24 protein-coding genes are annotated in these 22,293 nt (G+C 64.2%); 16 read left to right on the top strand and 8 right to left on the bottom strand.

Annotated elements, in window-relative coordinates:
- Positions 1-70 precede the first annotated feature (70 nt).
- From BUS12_RS15630 to BUS12_RS15590, 9 genes are read left to right on the top strand one after another with little or no spacing between them, the layout of a single operon-like run.
- A complete protein-coding gene (locus BUS12_RS15630) occupies positions 71-1,150 on the top strand; it encodes an ABC transporter substrate-binding protein (protein WP_074296435.1) in 1,080 nt (359 codons plus the stop codon).
- Positions 1,151-1,182: 32 nt separating this feature from the next.
- Positions 1,183-2,253, top strand: a complete 1,071-nt coding sequence (locus tag BUS12_RS15625) for an ABC transporter ATP-binding protein (RefSeq protein WP_074296434.1) — start codon at positions 1,183-1,185, stop codon at positions 2,251-2,253.
- Complete coding sequence (locus tag BUS12_RS15620) at positions 2,240-3,112, top strand: ABC transporter permease (protein WP_074296433.1); 873 nt, start codon at positions 2,240-2,242, stop codon at positions 3,110-3,112. Before BUS12_RS15625 ends, BUS12_RS15620 begins: the two co-directional genes overlap by 14 nt.
- 13 nt (positions 3,113-3,125) lie before the next feature.
- The gene (locus tag BUS12_RS15615) at positions 3,126-3,923 is read left to right on the top strand and encodes an ABC transporter permease (RefSeq protein ID WP_074296432.1); all 798 of its coding nucleotides are present in this window, start codon (positions 3,126-3,128) and stop codon (positions 3,921-3,923) included.
- Entirely contained in the window at positions 3,920-5,059 is a 1,140-nt protein-coding gene (locus BUS12_RS15610) for an NAD(P)/FAD-dependent oxidoreductase (RefSeq protein WP_074296431.1), read from the top strand. The genes BUS12_RS15615 and BUS12_RS15610 overlap by 4 nt, the downstream gene beginning before the upstream one ends.
- A gap of 23 nt (positions 5,060-5,082) precedes the next feature.
- Positions 5,083-5,445, top strand: a complete 363-nt coding sequence (locus BUS12_RS15605) for a (2Fe-2S)-binding protein (RefSeq protein WP_074296430.1) — start codon at positions 5,083-5,085, stop codon at positions 5,443-5,445.
- Positions 5,435-6,829: an NAD(P)/FAD-dependent oxidoreductase gene (locus BUS12_RS15600; protein ID WP_074296429.1), complete on the top strand. Its 1,395-nt coding sequence runs from the start codon at positions 5,435-5,437 to the stop codon at positions 6,827-6,829. The genes BUS12_RS15605 and BUS12_RS15600 overlap by 11 nt, the downstream gene beginning before the upstream one ends.
- The gene (locus tag BUS12_RS15595) at positions 6,822-7,970 is read left to right on the top strand and encodes an NAD(P)/FAD-dependent oxidoreductase (RefSeq protein WP_074296428.1); all 1,149 of its coding nucleotides are present in this window, start codon (positions 6,822-6,824) and stop codon (positions 7,968-7,970) included. The genes BUS12_RS15600 and BUS12_RS15595 overlap by 8 nt, the downstream gene beginning before the upstream one ends.
- A 43-nt stretch (positions 7,971-8,013) precedes the next feature.
- Positions 8,014-8,367, top strand: a complete 354-nt coding sequence (locus BUS12_RS15590) for a RidA family protein (protein ID WP_074296427.1) — start codon at positions 8,014-8,016, stop codon at positions 8,365-8,367.
- 19 nt (positions 8,368-8,386) lie between these two features.
- On the opposite strand, the gene BUS12_RS15585 is transcribed toward BUS12_RS15590, so the two are convergent.
- From BUS12_RS15585 to BUS12_RS15565, 5 genes are all read right to left on the bottom strand, one after another.
- Positions 8,387-9,211 carry a putative hydro-lyase gene (locus BUS12_RS15585; protein WP_074296426.1) on the bottom strand — a complete coding sequence of 275 codons (825 nt, stop codon included), beginning with the start codon at positions 9,209-9,211 and terminating at the stop codon, positions 8,387-8,389.
- Between the two features lie 53 nt (positions 9,212-9,264).
- Positions 9,265-10,587: an MFS transporter gene (locus BUS12_RS15580; RefSeq protein WP_083640405.1), complete on the bottom strand. Its 1,323-nt coding sequence runs from the start codon at positions 10,585-10,587 to the stop codon at positions 9,265-9,267.
- A gap of 166 nt (positions 10,588-10,753) precedes the next feature.
- Positions 10,754-11,728 carry a 5-oxoprolinase subunit C family protein gene (locus BUS12_RS15575; protein ID WP_074296425.1) on the bottom strand — a complete coding sequence of 325 codons (975 nt, stop codon included), beginning with the start codon at positions 11,726-11,728 and terminating at the stop codon, positions 10,754-10,756.
- Positions 11,725-12,486: a 5-oxoprolinase subunit PxpB gene (gene pxpB, locus BUS12_RS15570; RefSeq protein ID WP_253190084.1), complete on the bottom strand. Its 762-nt coding sequence runs from the start codon at positions 12,484-12,486 to the stop codon at positions 11,725-11,727. Before pxpB ends, BUS12_RS15575 begins: the two co-directional genes overlap by 4 nt.
- A gap of 22 nt (positions 12,487-12,508) precedes the next feature.
- Positions 12,509-12,943, bottom strand: coding sequence for a VOC family protein (locus BUS12_RS15565; RefSeq protein ID WP_074296423.1), 435 nt, complete (start codon positions 12,941-12,943; stop codon positions 12,509-12,511).
- A 181-nt stretch (positions 12,944-13,124) separates the two neighbouring features.
- Between BUS12_RS15565 and BUS12_RS15560 the strand changes: the two genes are divergently transcribed.
- The 6 genes from BUS12_RS15560 to nadC all read left to right on the top strand — a co-directional run bounded on the left by BUS12_RS15560 (position 13,125) and on the right by nadC (position 18,648).
- Entirely contained in the window at positions 13,125-13,997 is an 873-nt protein-coding gene (locus tag BUS12_RS15560) for a LysR family transcriptional regulator (protein ID WP_074296422.1), read from the top strand.
- A gap of 349 nt (positions 13,998-14,346) precedes the next feature.
- The gene (locus BUS12_RS15555) at positions 14,347-15,345 is read left to right on the top strand and encodes an ABC transporter substrate-binding protein (RefSeq protein ID WP_074296421.1); all 999 of its coding nucleotides are present in this window, start codon (positions 14,347-14,349) and stop codon (positions 15,343-15,345) included.
- Positions 15,342-16,199: an ABC transporter ATP-binding protein gene (locus tag BUS12_RS15550; protein ID WP_074296420.1), complete on the top strand. Its 858-nt coding sequence runs from the start codon at positions 15,342-15,344 to the stop codon at positions 16,197-16,199. The genes BUS12_RS15555 and BUS12_RS15550 overlap by 4 nt, the downstream gene beginning before the upstream one ends.
- Before the next feature lie 45 nt (positions 16,200-16,244).
- Positions 16,245-16,994, top strand: a complete 750-nt coding sequence (locus tag BUS12_RS15545; protein ID WP_253190083.1) for an ABC transporter permease — start codon at positions 16,245-16,247, stop codon at positions 16,992-16,994.
- 26 nt (positions 16,995-17,020) lie between these two features.
- On the top strand, positions 17,021-17,752 hold the full coding sequence (locus tag BUS12_RS15540) for an ABC transporter permease (RefSeq protein ID WP_074296418.1): 732 nt from the start codon (positions 17,021-17,023) through the stop codon (positions 17,750-17,752).
- A gap of 59 nt (positions 17,753-17,811) precedes the next feature.
- On the top strand, positions 17,812-18,648 hold the full coding sequence (gene nadC, locus BUS12_RS15535; protein WP_074296417.1) for a carboxylating nicotinate-nucleotide diphosphorylase: 837 nt from the start codon (positions 17,812-17,814) through the stop codon (positions 18,646-18,648).
- Between the two features lie 51 nt (positions 18,649-18,699).
- Here the strand turns inward: nadC and BUS12_RS15530 are convergent, their stop codons facing one another.
- From BUS12_RS15530 to BUS12_RS15520, 3 genes are all read right to left on the bottom strand, one after another.
- Complete coding sequence (locus BUS12_RS15530) at positions 18,700-19,989, bottom strand: EAL and HDOD domain-containing protein (RefSeq protein ID WP_074296416.1); 1,290 nt, start codon at positions 19,987-19,989, stop codon at positions 18,700-18,702.
- Between the two features lie 46 nt (positions 19,990-20,035).
- A complete protein-coding gene (gene flhD / locus BUS12_RS15525) occupies positions 20,036-20,356 on the bottom strand; it encodes a flagellar transcriptional regulator FlhD (protein WP_429308361.1) in 321 nt (106 codons plus the stop codon).
- 322 nt (positions 20,357-20,678) lie between these two features.
- Positions 20,679-21,251 carry a GNAT family N-acetyltransferase gene (locus tag BUS12_RS15520; RefSeq protein WP_074296414.1) on the bottom strand — a complete coding sequence of 191 codons (573 nt, stop codon included), beginning with the start codon at positions 21,249-21,251 and terminating at the stop codon, positions 20,679-20,681.
- Between the two features lie 149 nt (positions 21,252-21,400).
- Between BUS12_RS15520 and BUS12_RS15515 the strand changes: the two genes are divergently transcribed.
- The gene (locus BUS12_RS15515) at positions 21,401-22,183 is read left to right on the top strand and encodes an alpha/beta hydrolase (protein WP_074296413.1); all 783 of its coding nucleotides are present in this window, start codon (positions 21,401-21,403) and stop codon (positions 22,181-22,183) included.
- Positions 22,184-22,293 lie beyond the last annotated feature (110 nt).

Below are 22,293 nucleotides of genomic sequence, written 5' to 3'. Positions count from 1 at the left end.
CGACAGAATTAATTTCGCTCACACCTATCCCCCCGCAATTGCCGGCAGCGTATCGACTGGAGAAATGCACATGAGACACCCGCAGCGAAGCCGTCGTCCGTCGTCGTTCCGTTCCTCATGGCGTCCGTTGCTGGCCGCGCTCGCCGGGGCCGGCGCGTTGTGCGGACCGCTGCTGGCGCACGCCGAGGCGACGCTTTACGTGGCCAACGTCGGCGGCTCGAATGAACAGATGTATCGGCAGACGATCATCCCGGCGTTCGAAAAGGCGCACAACGTCAAGATCGTCTACGTAGCGGGCAATTCGAGCGATACGCTCGCCAAGCTGCAGGCGCAGAAGGGCCATGAGCAGATCAACGTCGCCGTGATGGACGATGGTCCGATGTACCAGGCCATGCAGATGGGTTTGTGCTCGAAAGTCGACGACGCGCCGGTCATGAACGACCTGTATCCGCTCGCGCGGCTTGGGCCGAATGCAGTCGGGGTCGGCATGGTCGCCACGGGGATCGGCTATAACGAAGAAGCGTTCAAGAAGATGGGCCTGCCGCCGCCCGATTCATGGAGCGTGCTGACCGACAAGCGCCTGAAGGGCAAGCTCGGTGTGCCGCCGATCACCAACACGTACGGCCTGCACGCACTCGTGATGCTGGCGCGCATGAACGGCGGCGGCGAGAAGAATATCGACCCGGGTTTCACCGCGATGACGACACAGGTCGCGCCGAACGTGCTGTCGTGGGCGCCGACGCCAGGCGAGATGGACGGCCTGATGCAGAATGGCGACGTGATCCTCGCGCCGTATGGCAGCGGCCGTGCGGTTGCGCTGCAGAACACGGGCTTTCCGCTGAAGTTCCTTTATCCGAAAGAAGGCGGCATCGCCTTGCAGGTGGCGGCGTGCCCCGTGGTCGAGAACGCGCAGCCGGCGCTGTCGCAGCAGTTCATCCAGTATCTGTTGAGCCCGCAGGTGCAGGCCACCCAGGCGCAGGCGATGGGGCTCGGCCCGGTCAACAAGACGGTCAAGCTGGCGCCCGATGTCGCGGCGCGCGTGCCGTATGGCCCGGACCAGGTCGCGAAGCTGATCGCGGTCGACTGGACGACGATCAACCAGCACCGCGCCGAGTGGACCGAACGCTGGAATCGCAGCGTCGAGCGCTGAATGCTGAATTCGCCCACCCACCAGGGACGCACATGAGTTTCCTGACACTCAAAGGCATTTCGAAGCGCTACGGCGATTTCACCGCGATCGAACAGATCGACCTTGATGTGGAGCGAGGGGAGTTCCTGTCGCTGCTTGGGCCGTCCGGTTGCGGTAAGACCACGACCCTGCAGATGGTGGCCGGCTTCGTCACGCCGAGCACCGGCACGATCACGCTCGACGGGCGCGACATCACCCATGAGCGGCCCGAGAAACGCGGCATGGGGGTGGTGTTCCAGAGCTACGCGCTGTTCCCGCATATGACCGTCGACGGCAATGTCGGCTTCGGTCTCGAGATGCGCAACATGAAGCGGGCGGCGCGCGCCGAACGGGTGGCCGAAGCGCTCGAACTGGTACGTCTGAGCGGTTTGGGAAGCCGTTATCCGAAGGAGCTCTCGGGCGGCCAGCGGCAGCGCGTGGCGATTGCCCGCGCGCTGGCGATGCAGCCCGAACTGCTGTTGCTCGACGAACCGATGTCCAATCTCGACGCCAAGCTGCGCGAGGAAATGCACATCGAGCTACGTGCCATCCAGAAGCGTCTCGGCATCACGACGATCCTCGTCACGCACGATCAGGTCGAAGCGATGACCATGAGCGATCGCATTGCGGTGATGCATCGCGGCACGATCGCGCAACTGAGCACGCCGTTCGAAGCCTACGAGCGGCCTGAGACGCCTTTCGCGTCGACCTTCCTCGGCAAGACCAACTTGCTGCCGGGCGCGGTGGTGCGCCGCAACGGCCGCTGCGCCGAGGTGGACGTGGCGGGTACGACGCTCAAGGTGCCGCACGAAGGGCGGCCCGCGCAAGGCGAGGTGAACGTCTACATCCGCCCGGAGAAAGTCCGTCTGGCCGGCGCCGATGCGCGCGCCACCGGCTGTATCACGACGCGGGTGTTCGTTGGTAACCAGTGGCTGTTGCAGGTCGATACCGGTCTCGGCCGCCTGAGCGTGGCGCAGCCGAACTTCGGTGCGCCGCCGCCGGAAGAAGGCGAACACGTCGGCCTCGTGTGGTCCGACGACGACCTGCGCATGCTCGCAAAGGAACCCGGCAATGGCCACGCTTGATCAGGACCGCGCCGGCGCGGCGCCGTGGCTGCTGTCCGCACCGGCGCTCCTGCTGTTCGGCGCCTTGCTGCTGGTGCCGCTGGTGCTGACCCTCGTGCTGTCGTTTCACGTCTTCAGCGACACGCAGGGTACCCTCGCCGCCTACACCTTGTCGAATTACCTGCGGGTTATCACCGACCCATACTACGGCGCGATCTTCGCGCGTACCGCAGGACTCGCCTTCGCGGTGACCGGGCTATGCATCGTGCTCGGCGTGCCTGAGACGATTGTGCTCGCGCGCATGAAGCGGCCGTGGCAGTCCGTGTGCCTGCTGATCGTGCTGGGGCCGCTGCTGATCTCGGTGGTGGTGCGCACGCTGGGCTGGCAGATCCTGCTCGGCAACAACGGAGTCCTGAACAACGCGCTGCAGGCGCTGCATCTCACCTCCGAACCGATCCGCCTCGTCTTCACGATGACGGGCGTGGTGATCGCGCTGACGCACGTGCTGGTGCCCTTCATGGTGATGTCGGTCTGGGCCACGCTGCAAAAGCTCGACCCGCAGGTCGAATGGGCCGGCCTGTCGCTGGGCGGCTCGCCGTTGCGGGTATTCCGGCGCGTTGTGCTGCCGCAGATCCTGCCAGGCGTGTTGTCCGGGTCGATCATTGTGTTCGCGCTGTCCGCTTCGGCGTTCGCCACACCGGCGCTGATCGGCGGCCGGCGTCTGAAGGTGGTCGCGACCGCGGCCTACGACGAGTTCCTCGGCACCCTCAACTGGCCGCTCGGCGCGACGATTGCCGTGCTGCTGCTGATCGCCAACGTGGCGATCGTGATGGGCTGCAGCCGGCTGGCCGAACGCCGTTTCAAGCATATCTTCGACTGACGCGGAGGCCGCCATGAAGCAGAACGGATTCTGGGGTCTGGTGTTCAACGCGCTGTTTCTCGCGTTTATCCTCGCGCCGCTCGTCGTGGTGATCGCGGTGTCGTTCACCGACAAGGGCTATATCTCGATGCCGTTCGACGGCGCCTCGCTGCGCTGGTTCAGGGCGATTCTGCAGAACGAGGACATCGTCGACGCCTTCTGGCTGTCGATCCGCCTCGCGCTCGTAGCGGCCACGCTCGGCGTGGCGCTCGCGGTGCCCGCGGCTCTGGCGATTGCGCGTTATCGCTTTCCGGGACGCAGCGCGTTGACCGGCTTCTTCCTCTCGCCGATGATGATTCCCGCTGTCGTGCTCGGCATTGCGTTCCTGCGCTTTCTGAGCCTGCTCGGACTCGGCGGCTCGTTCTGGGCGCTGTGCGCGACGCACGTAATCATCGTGGTGCCGTACGCGTTACGGCTCGCGCTATCGTCGGCGGTCGGGCTCGATCGCGATGCGGAGCGGGCCGCTTTATCGTGCGGGGCGAGCCGCTTCACGGCGTTTCGCCGCGTCGTGCTGCCGATGATACGCACCGGTGTGGTCGGAGGCTGGGTGTTGTCCTTCATCCAGAGCTTCGATGAATTGACCATGACGATTTTTGTCGCGACGCCTGGCACGACCACGCTGCCCGTCGCGATGTACAACCAGATCGCGCAGACGATCGATCCGCTGGTGGCCTCCGTGTCGACCGTGTTGATCGTCGGCACGGTCGTCCTGATGCTGGTGCTGGACCGCATGGTCGGTCTGGACCGCGTCCTGATCGGAGAAACACGATGAGAGGTCATACGGCCGAAAGCCCCGATGTGCTGGTGGTAGGCGGCGGCCTGGTCGGTACGGCGGTGGCGTACGGGCTGGCGAGAGAAGGCGCCAGGGTCACGGTGCTCGACGAAGGCGACGGCGGTTTTCGCGCGTCGCGCGGCAACTTCGGTCTGGTGTGGGTGCAGGGCAAGGGCTACGGCCTGTCGCCGTACGCGCGCTGGTCGCGCAGTTCCGCGCAGCGTTGGCCCGCACTCGCGGCGGCCCTGCTCGAGGACTCCGGCGTCGACGTGTCGTTGCGGCAGCCGGGTGGTTTTCATTTGTGCTTCTCGGACGAGGAGCTGGCCGAACGCGAGAAGCGCCTCTCTACATTGCAAGCGGAGCTGGGCGGCGACTATCCGTATCAACTGCTGGACGCCAAAGCGCTGCGCGAGCGTTTGCCCGCGGTCGGCCCCGCGGTGGTCGGCGCGAGCTATACGCCGATGGACGGCCACGTGAATCCGCTCAAGCTGCTGCGGGCGCTGCACCAGTCGATGCAGCGGCGCGGCGTGACGCTCATCGGCAGCAGTCAGATCAGCCGGATCGCGCCGGAAGCGGGGGGCTTCGCGGCTCACGGCAAGCTCGGGGTGTGGCGCGCGCCGCGCATCGTGCTGGCCGCGGGCCTCGGCAATCGCGCGCTGGCGCCGCAGCTCGGGCTGCATGCCCCGGTGGCGCCGAATCGCGGCCAGATACTCGTCAGCGAGCGCGTCGCGCCGTTCCTGCATTACCCCACCATCAACGTGCGGCAGACCGATGAGGGGTCCGTGCAGTTCGGCGATTCGATGGAGGAGGTCGGCTTTAACGACTTCACGACCACGGACGTGCTGTCGACGATCGCCCGCCGCGGCGTGCGCGCCTTCCCGCTGCTGAAGGAGGTCCGGCTGGTGCGCATGTGGGCGGCATTGCGTGTGTACAGCCCGGATGGCTTTCCGATCTACGAGCAGTCGTCGCAGTATCCGGGGGCGTTTGTCGTCACCTGTCACAGCGGCGTGACCCTCGCTGCTGCGCACGCGCTGCGCGTGGCGCCGTGGATCGCCGGCGGGGCGATGCCCGACGAGCTGGACGCGTTTCCCGGCGGCCGGTTTCGCGCCGCCGGCCAGATCCTTAGCCATGCTTGATAAATGTTCCATTCCGTTCTGATATGACTTCCAAACCGCTTTTCAGAGTGCTCGCCCCGCGTGCGCCCGCTGTTGCCGACGCCACTGTCCAGATCTGGTTCAACGACCAGCCGCTCGCCGTGCCAGGTGGCCGCTCGGTGGCCGCCGCGCTGCTGGCTGCGGGCGTGCAGCGCTTCCGCGCAACACCGGTTACGGGCGCAGCGCGTGCGCCGTATTGCATGATGGGCGCCTGTTTCGAATGTCTCGTCGAGATCGACGGCGTGCCGAGCCGGCAAAGTTGTCTGGTGACGGTGCAGGACGGCATGCGGATTCATTCGCAGGAAGGCGCGCGCGATCTGCCGTTCGAGCCGTCGCACGTCAGCGAGGAGAATGCTCATGGCCGCTGATCAGGTGGATGTCGCCGTGATCGGCGCCGGGCCTGCTGGGCTTGCCTGTGCGACGCGGCTCGCTCAGGCGGGTCTGTCCGTGGTCCTGCTCGACGAGCAGGAGGCGGTCGGCGGACAGATCTATCGGGCAATCGAGCGCAGCGATGCGCAGCGTCGCGAGATTCTCGGCCCGGACTATGCCGCCGGCGCCGCGCTTGCTGCCGAGTTCGCGCGCAGCGGCGCGGCCTATGTGCCCAACGCTTCGGTCTGGCAAGTCACACGCGAACGCTCGGTGCATTACCTGAAGGAGGGCAGCGTAGGCAGCTTTGAGGCGAAGCGCGTCGTCCTCGCGACCGGCGCGCTCGAGCGGCCGTTCCCGATTCCCGGCTGGACCTTGCCGGGCGTGCTGACGGCCGGCGCTGCGCAGATCCTGCTGAAAAGCGCCGGTGAAGTGCCGACGGAGCCGCCGGTGCTGGTCGGCTGCGGCCCGCTGCTCTACCTGCTCGGCTGGCAATACGTGCGAGCCGGCGTGCCGATTCGCGCGCTGATCGATACCACGCGCAATGAGGACCGTTGGCGTGCCAAGCGGCACCTCGTGTCGGCGTTGCGTGCATGGCCCGATCTGCGTAAGGGCCTGCAATTGATCCGCACGTTGCGCGAGGCGGGCGTGCCGATCCATGAGGCTGCGGACGATCTGCGTATCGAAGGCGCACCGGGCGAGGATGGGACCGAACGGGCGCACGCGTTGAGTTTTTCCGTGCGCGGCGTGCCGCAGCGCGTCGAAGCCAACGTCATTCTGTTGCATCAGGGTGTGGTGCCGAATACGCAGTTCACCTGGTCGTTGCGTGCGTCGCATCGCTGGGACGACGCGCAATTGTGCTTCACGCCGCAGACCGACGCATGGGGCGAACTCGACGTGAGCGGCATCTTCGTCGCCGGAGACGGCAGCGGCATCGCCGGGGCCCAGGCCGCGCGAGCGCAGGGGGAAGTGACCGCGCTGGCGATTGCGGCGCAACTCGGCGCCATCGATCAACCTACGCGCGATCGCGACGCGACGGCGCCGCTGCGCAAGCTGGCCGAGGCGCGGCGCATCCGTCCGTTCCTCGACAGCCTGTACCGGCCGCGCGACGAGAATCGCGTGCCGCAGGACGACGTGCTGGTCTGCCGTTGCGAAGAGGTCTCCGCCGGGGAAGTGCGCCGCATCGTGGCGCTGGGTTGCGAGGGGCCCAATCAGGCCAAGTCGTTCGGCCGCTGCGGGATGGGACCGTGCCAGGGGCGCATGTGCGGGCTGACCGTGACCGAAGTGATCGCCGATGCGCGCAAGGTGCCGCCGGCGACCGTGGGTTATTACCGCATTCGCCCGCCGATCAAGCCGCTCACGCTCGGAGAACTCGCCGGTGAATAGCGCCGCCGTTCAGGAAGCGGACGTGCTCGTGATCGGCGGCGGGCTGCACGGATCGAGCAGCGCGTTTCATCTCGCGAGCCGTGGCGTGCGCGTGACGGTGCTCGAAGCCGACTACGTGGGCCGCCATTCGTCGGGCGTGAATGCCGGCGGGGTGCGCACGCTCGGCCGGCCGTTGCCGGAAATCCCGCTGGCGCTGATGTCGCGCGAGATCTGGCACAACCTCGTCGAGACCATCGGCGACGACGCGGGTTTTGTCGCGTCGGGGCAGATGAAGATTGCCGAAAGCGGGGCTGAACTCGACGAGTGCCGCGAGCGCGTCGCGTCGCTCGAGGCGCAGGGCTTTACGCACGAGAAGATTATCGACCGCGCGAGCGTGCGCGAACTCGAGCCGGCGCTCGCGCCGCATGTGGCCGGCGCGATCTGGGTCGAACAGGATGGCTACGCGCTGCCGTATCGGGCGACCACTGCGTTTCGCCGTGCGGCGCAGGCTCGCGGGGCGGTGTTTCATGAAGGCACGCCGGTTGGCCGCATCGAACAGCGCGGTGAGCGCTGGTATGCGCAGACACCGGTGGGTGTGTTTTCGGCAGGGCACCTCGTCATCACGGCCGGTGCGTGGGCCGGTGAACTCGCGCAGCAGGTCGGCGAGCCGGTGCCGGTCCACCCGGAAGGGCTGATGCTGATGGTCACGCATCGGGTCGCGCCGTTCTGCCGCTCGACGCTTGGCGCAACGGGTCGGCCGCTGTCGTTCAAACAGTTCGACAACGGCACGGTAGTGATCGGCGGCAAGCTGATCGGGATTGCCGATTTGCCGGGGCGTCATGGCGAAGTGGATTTCGCCCGCCTCGTCAGAAGCGCCAACACCGTGGTCGACCTGTTTCCGCATCTGCGCCATCTGGGCATCAATCGCGCGTGGGCGGGCGTGGAAGCGTTCACCAGCGACTCGTTGCCGGTGATTTCGCCGAGCCGCCGGGCATCGAACCTGACGTACTCGTTCGGCTATTGCGGCAGCGGTTTTCAGCTTGGTCCCGGCTGCGGCAAGCTGGTGTCGGAACTGGTGCTGGACGGCGTCGCGTCGTTACCGCTGGATGCGTTTGCTATTGATCGCTTTGGGCCGGTTCAAGAATCGGCGGACGAAGGATAACGGCGCCACCCGGCGCCCGGATTCAACTTGAAAGGGAACAGGTATGGATGAGATCGTGAGAATCGAAAGCAGTCAGCGCATGAGCCGGGTCGTGAAAGCGGCGGGGCTGGTGTTCGTCGGCGGGCAGACTTCGAATGACCGCACGCTCGACGTGAAAGGCCAAACGCAGCAGGTGCTCGCGAAGATCGACGCGTTTCTCGCGCAGGCCGGCATCGACAAAACGCGGCTGCTGTCCGCGCAAGTCTGGCTGGCCGATATCGCCCGCGACTTTGCTTCGATGAACGAAGTGTGGGACGCCTGGGTTGCGCCGGGCTGCGCACCGACTCGCGCGACGGTGGAATCGAAGTTGGCCGCCCCCGATCTGCTGGTGGAAATCGCGGTCATCGCGCTCGGCTGAGCGGCATGGTGCGAGGGGACTAGAGAAGCCTCAGGTCTTCCACTCGCACATCGCACACCAGCATGTGGCCCGGCGCGTGCGTGATGCAAATGGGCGGACGCGCCTCCATGGCCGCCGCTTGAGGCGTCACGCCGCAGCCCCAGAAGACAGGTTGTTCGCCCGTGAGGATCGCCGTCGGTTCGCCTTCGTCCGGAACGGCGACATCCCGAATCCCGATCGCGCTCGGGTCGCCCATATGGACGGGTGCGCCGTGTGCGCCCGGCAGCTTCGCGCAGACCTCGTAGGCAATCTCGGCCTCTTGCGGCGTATAAGGCCGCATCGATACGACCATCGGGCCGTGAAATCGCCCAACCGGTTGCGTCTGAAGGGCCGTGCGATACATGGGGACCACCTTACCTTCGTCGACATGGCGCACGCGCAAGCCGGCCAACTCCAGCGCATGTTCGAACGACAGCGAGCAACCCAGCACAAAGCCGACGAAATCGTCCTGCCAGATCGCCGCGATGTCGTCGCGTTCCTGCACTAGCACGCCGTCGCGCCATACCCGATAGCGCGGCAGGTCCGTGCGCAGGTCCACGTTGTCGCCGAGCATGGGGACGAGGCTCTCGCCCACTTCCGTCATGCCGATCAACGGACACGGCGTGGGATTGGCCCGGCAGTAACTCGCGAATTCGTCCGCCCAGTCGCGCGGCAGGATCACCAGGTTGCCTTGCGCGTAGCCCGGCGCCATGCCGCTCGTGTTGCCATTGAAACCCGCGCGGATTCCGGCGCGGGCGCCCTGCGGGGTGAACGCCCATGCCAGCGGCGGCGAAGTTTCAGGCGGCTTGCTCGTGACGTCATTCATACGACGGAACTTCCCTTGCGATTGATTCGGATTGAAAACGATGCGTCGAGGCCTTACTGCAACGATTCATCCGCGGTTTCGCGGGTTCGGGTCAGCGTCAGAAGCCCGACGATTGCGGCGCCGACCAGCAGGAATGCCGGGCTCAGCAGGTTGCCGGTATGGCCGATCAATGCAGTGGCGATATACGGGGTGACGCCGCCGCCGAGCATTGCGCCGAAGTTGAAGCTGAACGCCATGCCCGTATAGCGAACGCGGGTGGGAAACTGTTCAGCGTAAGTAGGGTAGCCCACCGATTGCACAATGGGCATCGGCAATGCAACGATAAACATCGCGAGAACCGCCAGCGCGAGGTTCTGGTGGTTCATCAGCATCATCATCGGGAAGACGAGCACGATGTATGCGGTAAAGCCGATGGCGAGCACCTTGCGGCGGCCAATGCGGTCGGACAGGCCACCCCAGACCGGCATCAGAAGCGCCATCGTGAGGCTGACTGCCGACATCGTCCAGTAGACGCTCGTCTTGTCGTACTTCAGGTAGGTGATCATGTAGATGTTCATGAACACAAAGCCCACCCAGTAGCCGGCATTCTGGCCGAACGAGATCAGGAACACTTTGAGCAGCGCGGCGCGGTGATGCGCGAAGACCTCTTTCAACGGCGCCTTGACGGGCTGGCTGGTTTCGAGACTCTTCCTGAACGCGGCGGATTCCTCGATCCGTTGGCGGACGAACGCCGACAGCAGAACCAGCGGCAACGCCATCAGAAACGGAATGCGCCAGCCCCAGGCGTGCAGTTGCGCGGTGCTCATCAAGCCGGTCGTCAAACCGCAGACGGCCGCGGCCAGCGCGCCGCCGAGCGCGACGCCCACGGGCGTCGCCGCACCGTAGAAACCGCGCCGGCCGCGTGGGGCGCATTCCGCCACATACGCGGCGGCGCCGGTCACTTCCGCGCCGGAGAAGAAGCCTTGTGCAAGCCGGACCAGCAGAAGCGCGACCGGCGCGAGCACGCCGGCGACCGAGGCCGTGGGCAGCAACCCAACCGCCACGGTGGCGACGCCCATGCCGATCACCGTCACGAGCAGGACGCTGCGGCGCCCCAGCTTGTCCCCGAGCCGGCCCAGCACGATGCCCCCAACCGGGCGCATCAGAAACGCGCTGCCGAAGATGGCGAGGACCGAGAGCAAGGCGGCTGTGGCGTTGTCCGCCGGGAAAAAGAGCGGCCCGATAATGGCCGCCATGTACCCGTAGACGCCGAATTCGTAGTACTCGATTGCCGTGCCGGCGGCTGCGGCCATCGCGGCCTTGTGGGTGGCATGCCTGGCCGACGCCGTCGAAGGCGGCGCGTCCACATTCAGGTTTGCGGTTGAGGCGTTGGACATGTTCGGTTCCAGGGTAAGTGACGCGTGAGAGGCAAGCGAGATAGATAAGTTGTCTTAATTAATGCCAAAGCGTGTTACTCGAAATTCCGTCCGGACAATCAGGTCTGCGCAGCCCCAATCTGTTGCTGGGTTGTGCCGCGCGGCCCGAATGCGAACGCCGGCGCGTTCACGTCGATGTCCGGCAATGCTGCTCCAGCGCCGCGAAGCTGCGTTCCTGCGACAGCATCAGGCGCTGGGCCGTACCCAGATCGACGACTTTGAGCCGAATGGTCTCGCCGGGCATCTTTTGCGCGAGACGCGGCAGGTCGACCGCACAAACGTGGCCGATCTTCGGGTAGCCGCCGGTCGTTTGCCGATCCGCCATGAGGATGATCGGCTGACCGTCGGCCGGCACCTGAATCGAACCGAAGCTAACCGCTTCCGAAACCACTTCGCGCGGCTCGGTCAGTTCGAGCTTCTCGCCTTCGAGGCGGTAGCCCATCCGGTCGGACTGGGGCGAGATGCGATACGGTGCGGCTTCGAGTGCCTGGCGGGCATGCGACGAGAAGTAAGTCCACTCGCGCCCGGGGATCACGCGTATCGGCGCGTCGGGTGGGAGCGCGACCGCGTCGTCGAACGCGCTGCTCAGGCTTTTGGCCACCTGGGCCAGCCTGGCCAGTTTGCTGGACTGAACATACGGACCCGTCTCGAGCAGGTCGCCTTTCTTCAGCGGACGTCCTGCATGACCGCCGTAGCCGCCACGGGTATAGGTACTGGCGCTGCCCATCGCCGCATCGACGGCGAATCCGCCTCGCACTGCCAGGTAGGCGCGCAGTCCGGCACTGCGCTTGCCGAACGACAGTTCGCTGCCCGCCGCGACGACGGCGACCTGATCGAGCGCGAGAGGCTCGCCCTCGATTCGTGCGCCGAGATCAGCACCACTGATCGCGATCACGGCCTCATGATGAAACTTGAGCACCGGTCCCATCAAGGTGATCTCGAGCGTTGCGCTCTGCGGCAGGTTGCCGACGAGCGCATTGGCCAGCCGATGGGCGCGCTCATCCATCACCCCGTTGACCGGAATGCCCAGATGTTGATAGCCGGTGCGGCCAAGGTCCTGAAAGGTGCTCAGCGCCCCGGGTTTGATGACTTCAATGCTCATCGCTGCACTCCGGTTGTCGGGCTCAGGGTGTCGAACTGCGCTGGTGTGATCGGCACGAAGCGGATCTGGTCGCCTGCGTCGACGAGACAGGGCGCTTCTCGCGCCGGGTCGAACAAGGTGAGCGGGGTGCGGCCAATCAGATTCCAGCCGCCGGGAAGCGTCAACGGATAGATGACCGTTTGCCGGTTGGCCAGTCCGATCGACCCGGCCGCGACAGCGGTCCTGGGCGTCGCACGCCGCGCAGGGCTCAACTGTTCGTCGAACATGCCGATGTAAGGATGCCCGGGTGCAAAGCCGAGCATCATCACGTCCACCAGCGCGCCACTGTGAAGCTCGATGACTTCCGCGACGGACAGGCCGCAAGCGCGGGCGACATCTTCGAGATCGGGCCCATGTTCGCCGCCATAACAAACCGGAATCTCGACCACGCGCGCTGCAGCGCTCTGTGAGGCGGCGACGCTGGCGAGCAACCGGTTCAGCGTCTCGACGAGCGCCTCATAGGGCGCTTGCCCCTCTGCCGCGAGCGGAACCCGACTGGGCGAGTAGTGAATACCGACGGTCGTCATGGCCGGCACGATGTCGCTGATGTACGGCAGGTTCTCAGCGCCGATGCGCGCGGCGAAATCGCGCGCACGCCGATTCGCCGCGACGCGATCTTTCGCCTGCAACTCGACGATCAGCAAACGCTCGCCCGACGCATGAAGGGTCCATTCGGCCGCATCGGACGCGGCGTTCGCTGCCGCGCGATTCAGGGGCATGGCGGTGCTCATGCGCGCCGGCCTACTTGGCGAACAACGACGCGATGTTTGCGAAGGCCTTCATCTCGAGCGCGTTACCCGACGGATCGAGGAAGAACATCGTGGCTTGCTCGCCCACTTCGCCCTTGAAGCGAATGTGCGGTTCGATAATGAATGACAGGCCGGCCGCCGTGAGCTTTTTCGCCGCGGCTTGCCATTGATCCATCGGCAACACGACGCCGAAATGGCGGACGGGGACCGCGTCGCCATCCACAGCGCTGGTCTTGCGGTGACCGACTTCATCAGGCGAGAGATGGGCCACGATCTGATGGCCGTAGAAGTTGAAATCGACCCAGTCTTCCGCGCTACGGCCTTCGGGGCAACCGAGCAGGTCGCCGTAAAACTCGCGGGCAGCCGCAATGCTATGGACCGGAAAGGCCAGATGAAAGGGAGGCACGGCGCTGGTGATGTCGTTCATATTGGGGTCCTGAGATGGTTCAAATGGCAGTTCGTCTGCCTTCGAGCAGGCGCCGTACGGCGCCGTCGTCGTGGCGCGTCACGCTAGGTCCGCGCCATGCAAACCAGTCTAGGGATGACAAAAATAGTCGAATAACGATATATTTTTGCCCTCAGCAACAACAAAATCGATCAATTCCATCATGATGCGCGAACTCAAGACCTTCCTGGCCGTGGTGCGTTACGGCACGTTTGCGGGCGCGGGCTCGCACATCGGCTTGACGCAATCGGCGGTGAGCGCGCAGATCCAGCGTCTGGAGGAAGATCTGGGTTTTGCGCTGTTCGATCGAACCGGCCGCTCCGCGACGCTCAACGCGGCAGGCAAGCGGACCGTCGAAGTGGCGGAAGAACTGCTCTCGGTCTATGCGCGCCTGGCCGATCGCGGCGGCACGGCGGAACAGTCGGGTCTGCTGCGGGTAGGGGCCATCGCTTCGGCGCAAGGGTCGTTTCTGGTCAACGCCATTCAGCGGTTTCGCGAGGATTCGCCGGGCTGGCGCATTCGGGTCATACCGGGCGTGTCGCTCAATTTGCTGGCGCAGGTGGATTCGGGCGAGGTGGATGTCGCGGTGATCATCAAGCCGCCGTTTGCGCTGCCGGCCGAGTTGAAGTGGCGCACGTTGATGGCGGAGCCGTTCGCGTTGCTGGTGCGGCGCGAGCTGGCCGATCGTCCGTGGCGTTCGCTGCTCAAATCGGAGCCCTTCATCCGTTACGATCGCAACTCGTTTGGCGGCCGTTTAGTGGAGCGCTTTCTGCGGAGGATTCGCGTGACGGTGCACGACGTCGTCGAGCTTGACGAGTTGCAGGGCATCATCGGGTTGGTGGCGCAAGGCGTCGGTGTTGCGCTCGTGCCGCAGGCTGCGGGGCTTCATATGCCGAAGACTGTCGCCGCCTTGCCGCTTGACGATGACGCGTTCGTTCGCGAAGTCGGGCTGGTGGAACGGAGCAGCCGCAACCCGCAAACCGCGGCGGCCGATTTCGCCGAATGCCTTAGCCGCGTGACAGGCGCACGGGGTTAAGGTCGTATTGGAGTTAAGCTGTGCGCCGTGCACCAAGCGTGGGCCGATCCCACTCAGTGTGCATTTATAGTGTGTAAATGTTTTTTGTGGTGCGACGTGCTGTTTGCTGGAAGGGCGGGTGGCGAGCTTGAAAAATATGGATGGAAGAGCCGGGGCCCTGAATATAAAGGACTTAAGAGGCTTATTTCAGACGTAATGACGGCTCGGGTAAACGCCGCTGGTGATGGCATGGTCATTGCATTTACTCTTTTAATTGCCGCGTGTACGCTCATTTCGGTGGCTGGACCCGAGCGAACGGGCGGTGCACAGCTTCGATAGTTATCGGGTTTCCTGATCCGGAGTGTTCTCTATGAAGTGGTTCGTCAAGCGAGCCTGCGTCACGCTCGGTGCGTCGCTGGTGCTATCGGCTGCCAGCCTGGTGTACGGGCCGGCCACGCAGGCCGATGAAATCTCCGTCACGCAATGGGGCAGCAGCCTCTACGGTCTGCCGTATGCGGTCGCCATGGACAAGGGCCTCTTCAAGAAGGCCGGCGTCGATATTACGGGCATTCTCACCTCGGGCGGCGGCGGCACGACCGTTCGCAACATCCTGGCCAGCAAGACGCCGTATGGCGAAGTGGCGGTCGCGGCGGCGCTGGCCGCGCAACGCCAGGGGCTCGATCTGGTGATCGTCAACGTCGGCACGCGCAGCGTGGCGGAAGCCTCGATGGTCACGATGCCTGGCACCAACGTGCAAACGGTCGCGGATCTGCCCGGCAAGAAAGTCGCGATCACTTCGCCTAAAGGCGTTTCCGAAATGTTGCTGCTGATGGTGCTCAAGCAAAAAGGCATCGACGCCAGCAAGGTGACGCGGGTCGCCTCCGGCGGCTACGTCAACGGACTGACGATGCTTGAACAGGGCGCAGTCTCCGGCGCGGTGCTGATCGAACCGCTGTCGATCGTGCGCAAGGCCAGTTACCGTACCGTCTACCGTGCCGGCGATGTCCTGCAGCCGATGACCACCTCGGTCGGCATCACCACCCGCGAATTCGCCAAGTCCCATCCCGACGAACTGCGCGCCATCATCGCCGGGCGCCGCGCAGGGGTGGACGCGGTGTACGCGGACCCCGCCGGCGCCGCCACCTTGCTGCAGTCGAGCTTCAAACTCACGCCGGACGTCGCGCGCGAAGCCGTGGACAACATGGTCAAGTCACGCATGTGGAGCGATGGCGAATTCAATCGCGCCGAACTGGACCGCATGACTGATGGGCTCAAGCTGATCGGCGAACTGAACGGCGACGTGGACTGGTCGAAGCTGGTGGACACGAGCTTCCTGCCGGCCGACCTCAAAGCGAAGAGCACGCTATGAAGGCGCGCAATTCGCCTCCCACGCTGCAGGTCGTCGAGTCGCCCACGCAGACCGCGCCGGCGTCGCCCGAGGTGCATGTCGAACTTGCCGGCGTCACGCGTTACTTCGCGAAGAACGATTCGAAGGAACTGTTCCATGCGCTCGGTCCGATCGATCTCACGCTGACACGGGGCGAGTTTTTCTCCGTAGTCGGGCCATCCGGCTGCGGCAAGTCCACTTTGCTCGATGCGCTCGCCGGACTCGCCAAGCCGAGTTCGGGTACGGTCACGTTCGAAGGGCAACCGGTGAAGGGCGTGCCCGACGGCGTGGGCGTCGTGTTCCAGGAAGATGCGTCGTTTCCCTGGCTGAATCTGCGCGACAACATTTCGTTCGGGCTGCGCATGGCGGGCGTCGATGGCGCGGAGATCCGGCGCCGGGTCGACTACGCGATGGGTTTCATGGGACTGAAGGACTTCGCCAACGCTTACCCATCGCAGTTGTCGGGCGGCATGCGGCAGCGCGTGTGCATCGCCAGAACCCTTGTATTGCAACCACGCCTCATCCTGCTCGATGAGCCGTTCGGTGCGCTCGATCAACAGACCCGCCTGTTGATGGGCGACGAGTTGCTGCGGCTGTGGCGCGAAACCTCGGCCACGGTGCTGCTGATCACGCATGCGCTCGACGAGGCCGCAATGCTGTCCGACCGGGTCGGCGTGATGTCTGCGCGGCCGGGTCTGTTTATCGACATCGTCGAAACAGGTTGGGAGCGTTCGCGTGACAGCCGCGTCGTGTCGACGCCGCGCTTCGGCGAGATCAATGCCCGCTTGTGGGACAAGCTGCGCGTCGAATCGTTGAAGGTGATGGGTGTGCACTAAGGCGTGGTGCATGGGCGTGTGGTCATGCGAACCTGGGAGTTCGAAGTGAAATCCGCAAGTCTGATCCGGATTGCTGTGGTAGCCGGCTTTATCGTGTTGATCGAGCTGCTATGCCGCAGCGGCATCATTCCAGCCAGCGTGCTGATCCCGCCGTCCGCGATGTTCACGCACGGCGTCGACCTGCTGCGCGGCGGCAAATTCGACCACGATATCGTGACGAGCCTCCTCAACATCGTCGCTGCCTCGATCGTCTCGGTGCTGCTGGGTTTCGCGCTAGGGCTCGGGATTCACGCGCTGCCCTCGGTGCGCCGCTCCATCGAGCCGCTGTTGTCGAGCTATTACGCGATTCCCACCTTCATCTTTTATCCGGTCTTCATCGTCATCCTCGGCATCGGCTCGCTGCCGATCATCGCGATTGCCGTGATGCTCTCGGTCGTGACCATGATCACGGCGACGCTCAACGGCCTGGACCGCATTCCGCGTGCGCTGCACAAGAGCGCTCAGGTGATGCGCCTCTCGCGCTGGCGCTCGGCCATCTACATCAAGTTGCCGGCCACGCTGCCGTATCTGTTCACCGGCGTGAAGCTATCGGTGGCTTATGCGTTCATCGGCGTGATCGCCTCGGAATTCATCCTGTCGGGTTCGGGGATCGGCTACGCCATCGGCTATGCGTACAACAACTTTCAGAACGACGACATGTATTCGCTGATGCTGTTCGTACTCGTGCTGGTCACGCTCGTGAACGTCGTGCTGAACCGGATCGATCAGCGCTTTCAGGCGCGCCGGCGGCGCTGAGCATGCGGATACCGGGAGATTTCGCCATGAAGAGAGTCGTCGATTCGCTGCTGGTTGCGCTGGTCATCGTCGCGTGCTGGCAGTGTTTGCACTGGGCCGTGGGCAACAGTTCGCTGAGCTCGCCGTGGAGCACCGTGCAGGCACTCGTGCAGATGCTCGGCACCGCAGCGTTCTGGGACAACGTGGGCGAGACCGCAAGAGCGCTGGCTTACGCACTCGTCATCGCGCTCGCTGGTGGCGTGGCGCTCGGCGTGCTGCTCGGCGTGAACCGCCTGTCCGGTGTGGTCGCTGAGCCGATTTTGCTGAACCTGTATTCGCTGCCCAAGGTGACGCTGTATCCGCTGGTGTTGCTGGTGTTCGGTCTGGGCCTGTCGGCGAAGGTGGCGTTTGGCGTCATGCACGGCCTGATCCCGATCCTGATGTTCACCATGAACGCGATTCGCGAGATGCGGCCGGTCTACCTGCGCGCGTCGAAGACCATGCGCCTGTCGTTTGCCCGCACCATCGTTCACGTGGTGTTGCCGGCGATCTTTCCCGAAGTCGTCTCCGGCTTGCGCCTCGGCTTTTCGCTGACCTTGCTGGGCGTGTTGATCGGCGAGATGTTCGCGTCGCAACGCGGGCTCGGCTATCTGTTGACGAGTGCGATGAACCTCGGCGATATCCGCACGATCATGGCGGTCGCCCTGTTTCTGACGGTGTTCGCGCTCGCGTGCAATGGCTTGTTGATGATGGCCGACCGGCGTCTGAAGCATCGCTGAGCGGTTCATCGGATGTGATGAAGCATCGATTCCATTTCTTTCCGCAAAGGTAGAGAAACATGTACGACGTATTCCAGACGGATCGCCTGATCGACCTGTGGTTGACCGAGGACATCGGCTATTGCGACCTGACGGCGCAGTTGATGATCGAAGCGCATGAGACTGGCGCATTCTTTATGAACGCGCGCGAGACGCTGATCGTGGCGGGCATCGACGTGGCCGCGCGCATCTTCAAGCGCTATGACCCGACGCTCGAAGTGTCGGTGCGGGTCAAGGACGGCGACAAGGTCGAGCGGGGCACGGTGCTGCTGGATGTCAGCGGCACGGCGCGCAGCGTGCTGACGGCGGAGCGCACGGCGCTCAATATCGTGCAGCGCCTGTCGGGTATCGCCAATCTGACCGAGCAGTATGCGGCGGCCGTGGCCGGCACGCGAGCGCGCTTGATCGATACGCGCAAGACCACGCCGGGTTTGCGCATGCTCGAAAAGCATGCCGTCACCTGTGGCGGTGGCTTGAATCACCGGCTCGGTCTGGATAACGGCGTGATGATCAAGGACAATCATATCGCCGTGTGCGGCGGCATCGCCAAGGCCGTGCAGCGTGCCCGCCGGCAGTTGCCGGTGCTGACGAAGCTCGAAGTGGAATGCGACCGGCTGGAGCAGGTCAAGGAAGCGCTCGCTGCGGGTGTGGACGTGATCATGCTCGATAACATGTCGATCGAGGAGATGGCGCGCGCGGTCGATCTCGTCAGCGGCCGCGTGTTGCTGGAAGCGTCCGGCGGTATCAGCCTCGCCACCATCGGAGCGGTTGCGAAGACCGGTGTCGATTACATCTCCACCAGCAAGATCAACCAGGCGGCGGCGTGCGTCGACATCGGTCTGGACGAGGCGGAATAGGCCGCTTAGGCCGCTTAGGCCGCGTGCGCTGCTTAGGCCGCACGGGCCGCGTCAGAAACGGGTCCGGTCCGCCATCCAGTTCGCGGCTGCCGCGGACAGCAACGAGACCGCCGCGGCGTTAAGCGGCGCGAGCTCCCTGCAGAGGTCCGTTACCGCGGCTGCCGAAGTGGGGTTTTCCATCGCCTCCGCGCACACAAGCAATTGTCCGAGCACGCCGGCGCGAGTCTCGATGGATTCGCGCACGGCTTGCGCGAGGCGCAGTTCGGCGAACAGGTGAGCGGGGTTGCGCTGCAGTACCGCTGGCAACAGCGAGGCCATGCCCGTCATGAACGCGTTGTCGGCGAACTCCTCGTCGTGCGGCCTGATCCGGCGCGCAGCCAGTTCCATGAAGCGCGCCCGCGTGCCGACCAGTTGCACGAGCGCATTGGATGCGACGGCGCGGTTGTTGCCGTCCGTATACAGCGCAAGCAGGGCCCAACGCCGCAGCCAGTCGGTACCGACCATCTCGAGCGCATCGCGTACGCTCAAGCGCCCACGCGCGAGCGCGTGGTGCGCCGAACTGGCGAAGCGCAGCAGTTGCATCGTCAGTGCGGGATTGCGCTTGACCTCGTCTTCCACGCTCGGCAGCGGCGGCTCGGCGCTTAGCAGCACCAGAAGCTGGACCAGCGCCTGACGCAGCGGTGGAATCCTGCGTACCGCGAGCAGGTGCGGATGGGCAAAATAGTAGCCCTGAAACAGGTCGCAACCGGCATCGTAGGTCCACCGGTATTCGTCCGGCGTGTTGACCTTTTCAGCGACGACGCGCTTACCGGCCCGATGCATCGCGGCAACGAACGGCGTCAGGCGATCGGGTGTCCAGTGCGGCACATTCACCTTGACCAGCGCGGCGCAATCGAACACGTCGGTGCGAGCCGGGTTCGTTTCGCGCATGTCGTCGATGGCGAAGCAATAGCCGGTGCGAGACAACGTCTGGATGCGCTGAACCAGTTGCGCGTCGTGTTGCACGGTATCGAGAATTTCGATGACGAAATGAGCCGGCGGCAGCAAGGTGAACATTTCGTTCATGAGCCAGTCGCGGCCGGCATTGATATAGCCGGTGTGTCCGCCCAGGACGTTTTCGATCCCCAGTTCGCCAAGCGTTTCGACGACGATGTCGGCAGTGGCCCGGATACCGTCCATGGGCACGCTGTCGTCGGCTTCGGCGTGGTCCGTATCGAACGGACGGAACAGCAGTTCGTAGGCGACCAGTTGGCCCTGGCGGTCGAGGAGGGGTTGTCGTCCGAGATACGAAGTCATCGCGATCAGGGACAGCGCGGCAGCATCGTGAATCATGTCGTTCATGCGGTTAGCGGTGATGGGACTTCCTGGCGTCGCTAAGGAATCCTCCTTAGACGAAATGTTCGGCCTTCTGGCTGGCGAGCAGGATGGCCGTATGCGCAGGCGTGACATCCACGTGCCCACCGGACTGCGTCAAGGTGTTCAGGATGGTGTGGTCGTTCAGGCGGGACTGGCACAGCAACTGGTCGGACGCAGCGAGCTTGACGACTTGCGCCAGAGTGAGCGTCGCGAGAAGCTCGGCGCTCTGCGCGGACAGCCCCAACCGGAACATGCCGATCAGCCTGTCCTCGCGAAGCAGGCGCTGCGCCAGCATGATGTAGGACAGATTGACTTCCCTGATGAAACCCAGCGTTTCGCCGTCGTTCATGATTTTCTACTCCCTCGGTGAACGATCCGCCGTGTTTCCTGCCGTTATTGCCTGGCTTGCTGAGAGCTCGTGCGCGTACAGCGGACGCACCGTTCCGGCTCGCGGGGATTTACGGTTAGAAACACTCAGTTACAATTAGATACGTTTGAGTGGAGTGTGGAGAATCGCTCCGCTAAAGACAACCTCGATGAAAGTTGCCGAAAGATAAAGGGCCGCCCGGCGATTACGGTGCCTTACTTTGGGCTAAAGGCCGTTGGTGGTCGCGGCGAGCGGCTGGTGGCAAGGGAACAGTTTCGTATGCAGCGGCTGCGTGCGATGTTCAACGCTAGCGCGTGAGTCCGGGCGAATCGGCATCGCGCCGCAGGACCAGCATCGCCTTGCCTCGATAGATGACCTCGTCCGCGATTTCATACGAGAGCTTCTTTGCCAGGGCCAGCGAGGCGAGGTTGTCCGGTGCGATGATGCACACCGTTGCTTTGCCTTGAGACTCAGTTTCCAGCCACTTCAACGCCGCGGTCGCCGCTTCAGTGGCATAACCTAAGCCTTGCGACTCTTTAGCAAACATCCAGCCGATTTCGTGCGCCTGATCGAAGTCAGGGGTCAGCGTTCGTTTGAAGCGAAAGAGTCCAAGCTCGCCTGCGAATTTCCTGCTGTGCCTTTCCCGGACAATCCAATGTCCGAATCCCAGCAGCGCCCAGTGCCCTACGATCCGGTGCAAGCGTGCCCAAACTTCTTCCTCGGTGAGTGGAGCGTCGATCACCTGGGCTACGACGTCCCTGTCCGACCACATCGAATACATTGCCTCGAAGTCATCGAGGGTTGGCGGAGTCAGGGTCAGGCGGTCGGTCTCTAGCGACACGGAACGATAGAACGTGTTGCTGCAAAGAACTGAAGTCATTTCGGCGGATAAGGTTGCGACTTCAACAATCTAACTGATTTAGAGCCCGCGGATTGTCGACGCCGAAATTTTTTTGCGGCGCACGGAATGTTTGCCCGAAGGCGGTGTTTGCCACTGAGTACGTCCCACACCTATTTCGGAGAAGTCTCATGAAGTTGAGTTCGTTTGTCCTTGCCGGCATGGCCTGCGCCACGATGCTGGGCGCCACGACGTCATTCGCGCAGAGCAGCGCCGCTACCCCATCCGCACCGATCAGGAATGTCGTGCTGGTTCACGGTCTGTTTGCAGACGGTTCGAGCTGGGAGAAAGTGATTCCGCTGTTGCAGGCGAAGGGCCTGCACGTGACGGCGGTGCAGAATCCGACCACCTCGCTCGACGCGGACGTCGACGCGGTCAAGCGCGCGCTCGCGCAACAGGACGGCCCGACGCTGCTGGTCGCGCACTCGTACGGCGGCATGGTGATCAGTCAGGCGGGCGACGATCCGAAGGTGGCCGGTCTCGTGTACATCGCCGCACGTGCGCCGGACGCCGGTGAGGATTATCCGGCGCTGACGAAGAAATTCCCGGCCGCACCTGCGTCGGCGGGGTTGCAGTGGTCGGCCGACGGCTATGGCAAGCTGTCCGAGCAAGCCTTCGTGAACGACTTTGCCGGCGATCTGCCGCCTGTCGAAGCGCGTGCCTACTATGCGGTCCAGCAGCCTATGGGCAAGCCGATCACGATGGCGAAGACGACCGTCGCCGCATGGCACGACAAGCCGACCTGGTATGCGGTGTCGACTGATGATCGCACCATCAACCCCGATCTGGAGCGCTTCATGGCGAACCGGATGGGCGCGCATACGATCGAGCTCAAGTCGAGTCACGTGTCGCTGCTGTCGCATCCGGTGGAGGTCGCCAACCTGATCCTCGAAGCGACCGGCGAGCAGAAGTAAGGCGGTGCTCGGGCCTGTGCGACAACGGCGCCTTGGCGTCGAGGTTGCGTAGGCGCGTCAGACCGGCGTTTGTCATCAAGTTCATCTTCATTGCCGGTTAAATCGCATTC

Origin of the sequence: Paraburkholderia phenazinium (assembly GCF_900142845.1) — a bacterium.
GTDB lineage: Bacteria > Pseudomonadota > Gammaproteobacteria > Burkholderiales > Burkholderiaceae > Paraburkholderia > Paraburkholderia phenazinium_A.
The sequence above is the reverse complement of the archived record's forward strand: the minus strand, read 5'-3'. Positions and strand labels throughout refer to the sequence as shown.

What these genes read in the sequence shown, in the direction of transcription:
- BUS12_RS15540 (WP_074296418.1), top strand. Translation starts at nt 17,021, where the DNA reads ATGAAGAGAGTCGTCGATTCGCTGCTGGTTGCGCTGGTCATCGTCGCG.
- BUS12_RS15520 (WP_074296414.1), bottom strand. Translation starts at nt 21,251, where the DNA reads ATGACTTCAGTTCTTTGCAGCAACACGTTCTATCGTTCCGTGTCGCTA.
- BUS12_RS15590 (WP_074296427.1), top strand. Translation starts at nt 8,014, where the DNA reads ATGGATGAGATCGTGAGAATCGAAAGCAGTCAGCGCATGAGCCGGGTC.
- BUS12_RS15550 (WP_074296420.1), top strand. Translation starts at nt 15,342, where the DNA reads ATGAAGGCGCGCAATTCGCCTCCCACGCTGCAGGTCGTCGAGTCGCCC.
- BUS12_RS15630 (WP_074296435.1), top strand. Translation starts at nt 71, where the DNA reads ATGAGACACCCGCAGCGAAGCCGTCGTCCGTCGTCGTTCCGTTCCTCA.
- BUS12_RS15560 (WP_074296422.1), top strand. Translation starts at nt 13,125, where the DNA reads ATGATGCGCGAACTCAAGACCTTCCTGGCCGTGGTGCGTTACGGCACG.
- BUS12_RS15575 (WP_074296425.1), bottom strand. Translation starts at nt 11,728, where the DNA reads ATGAGCATTGAAGTCATCAAACCCGGGGCGCTGAGCACCTTTCAGGAC.
- BUS12_RS15605 (WP_074296430.1), top strand. Translation starts at nt 5,083, where the DNA reads ATGACTTCCAAACCGCTTTTCAGAGTGCTCGCCCCGCGTGCGCCCGCT.
- BUS12_RS15625 (WP_074296434.1), top strand. Translation starts at nt 1,183, where the DNA reads ATGAGTTTCCTGACACTCAAAGGCATTTCGAAGCGCTACGGCGATTTC.
- BUS12_RS15555 (WP_074296421.1), top strand. Translation starts at nt 14,347, where the DNA reads ATGAAGTGGTTCGTCAAGCGAGCCTGCGTCACGCTCGGTGCGTCGCTG.
- nadC (WP_074296417.1), top strand. Translation starts at nt 17,812, where the DNA reads ATGTACGACGTATTCCAGACGGATCGCCTGATCGACCTGTGGTTGACC.
- BUS12_RS15610 (WP_074296431.1), top strand. Translation starts at nt 3,920, where the DNA reads ATGAGAGGTCATACGGCCGAAAGCCCCGATGTGCTGGTGGTAGGCGGC.
- BUS12_RS15530 (WP_074296416.1), bottom strand. Translation starts at nt 19,989, where the DNA reads ATGAACGACATGATTCACGATGCTGCCGCGCTGTCCCTGATCGCGATG.
- pxpB (WP_253190084.1), bottom strand. Translation starts at nt 12,486, where the DNA reads ATGCCCCTGAATCGCGCGGCAGCGAACGCCGCGTCCGATGCGGCCGAA.
- BUS12_RS15565 (WP_074296423.1), bottom strand. Translation starts at nt 12,943, where the DNA reads ATGAACGACATCACCAGCGCCGTGCCTCCCTTTCATCTGGCCTTTCCG.
- BUS12_RS15600 (WP_074296429.1), top strand. Translation starts at nt 5,435, where the DNA reads ATGGCCGCTGATCAGGTGGATGTCGCCGTGATCGGCGCCGGGCCTGCT.
- BUS12_RS15620 (WP_074296433.1), top strand. Translation starts at nt 2,240, where the DNA reads ATGGCCACGCTTGATCAGGACCGCGCCGGCGCGGCGCCGTGGCTGCTG.
- BUS12_RS15615 (WP_074296432.1), top strand. Translation starts at nt 3,126, where the DNA reads ATGAAGCAGAACGGATTCTGGGGTCTGGTGTTCAACGCGCTGTTTCTC.
- BUS12_RS15585 (WP_074296426.1), bottom strand. Translation starts at nt 9,211, where the DNA reads ATGAATGACGTCACGAGCAAGCCGCCTGAAACTTCGCCGCCGCTGGCA.
- BUS12_RS15515 (WP_074296413.1), top strand. Translation starts at nt 21,401, where the DNA reads ATGAAGTTGAGTTCGTTTGTCCTTGCCGGCATGGCCTGCGCCACGATG.
- BUS12_RS15580 (WP_083640405.1), bottom strand. Translation starts at nt 10,587, where the DNA reads ATGTCCAACGCCTCAACCGCAAACCTGAATGTGGACGCGCCGCCTTCG.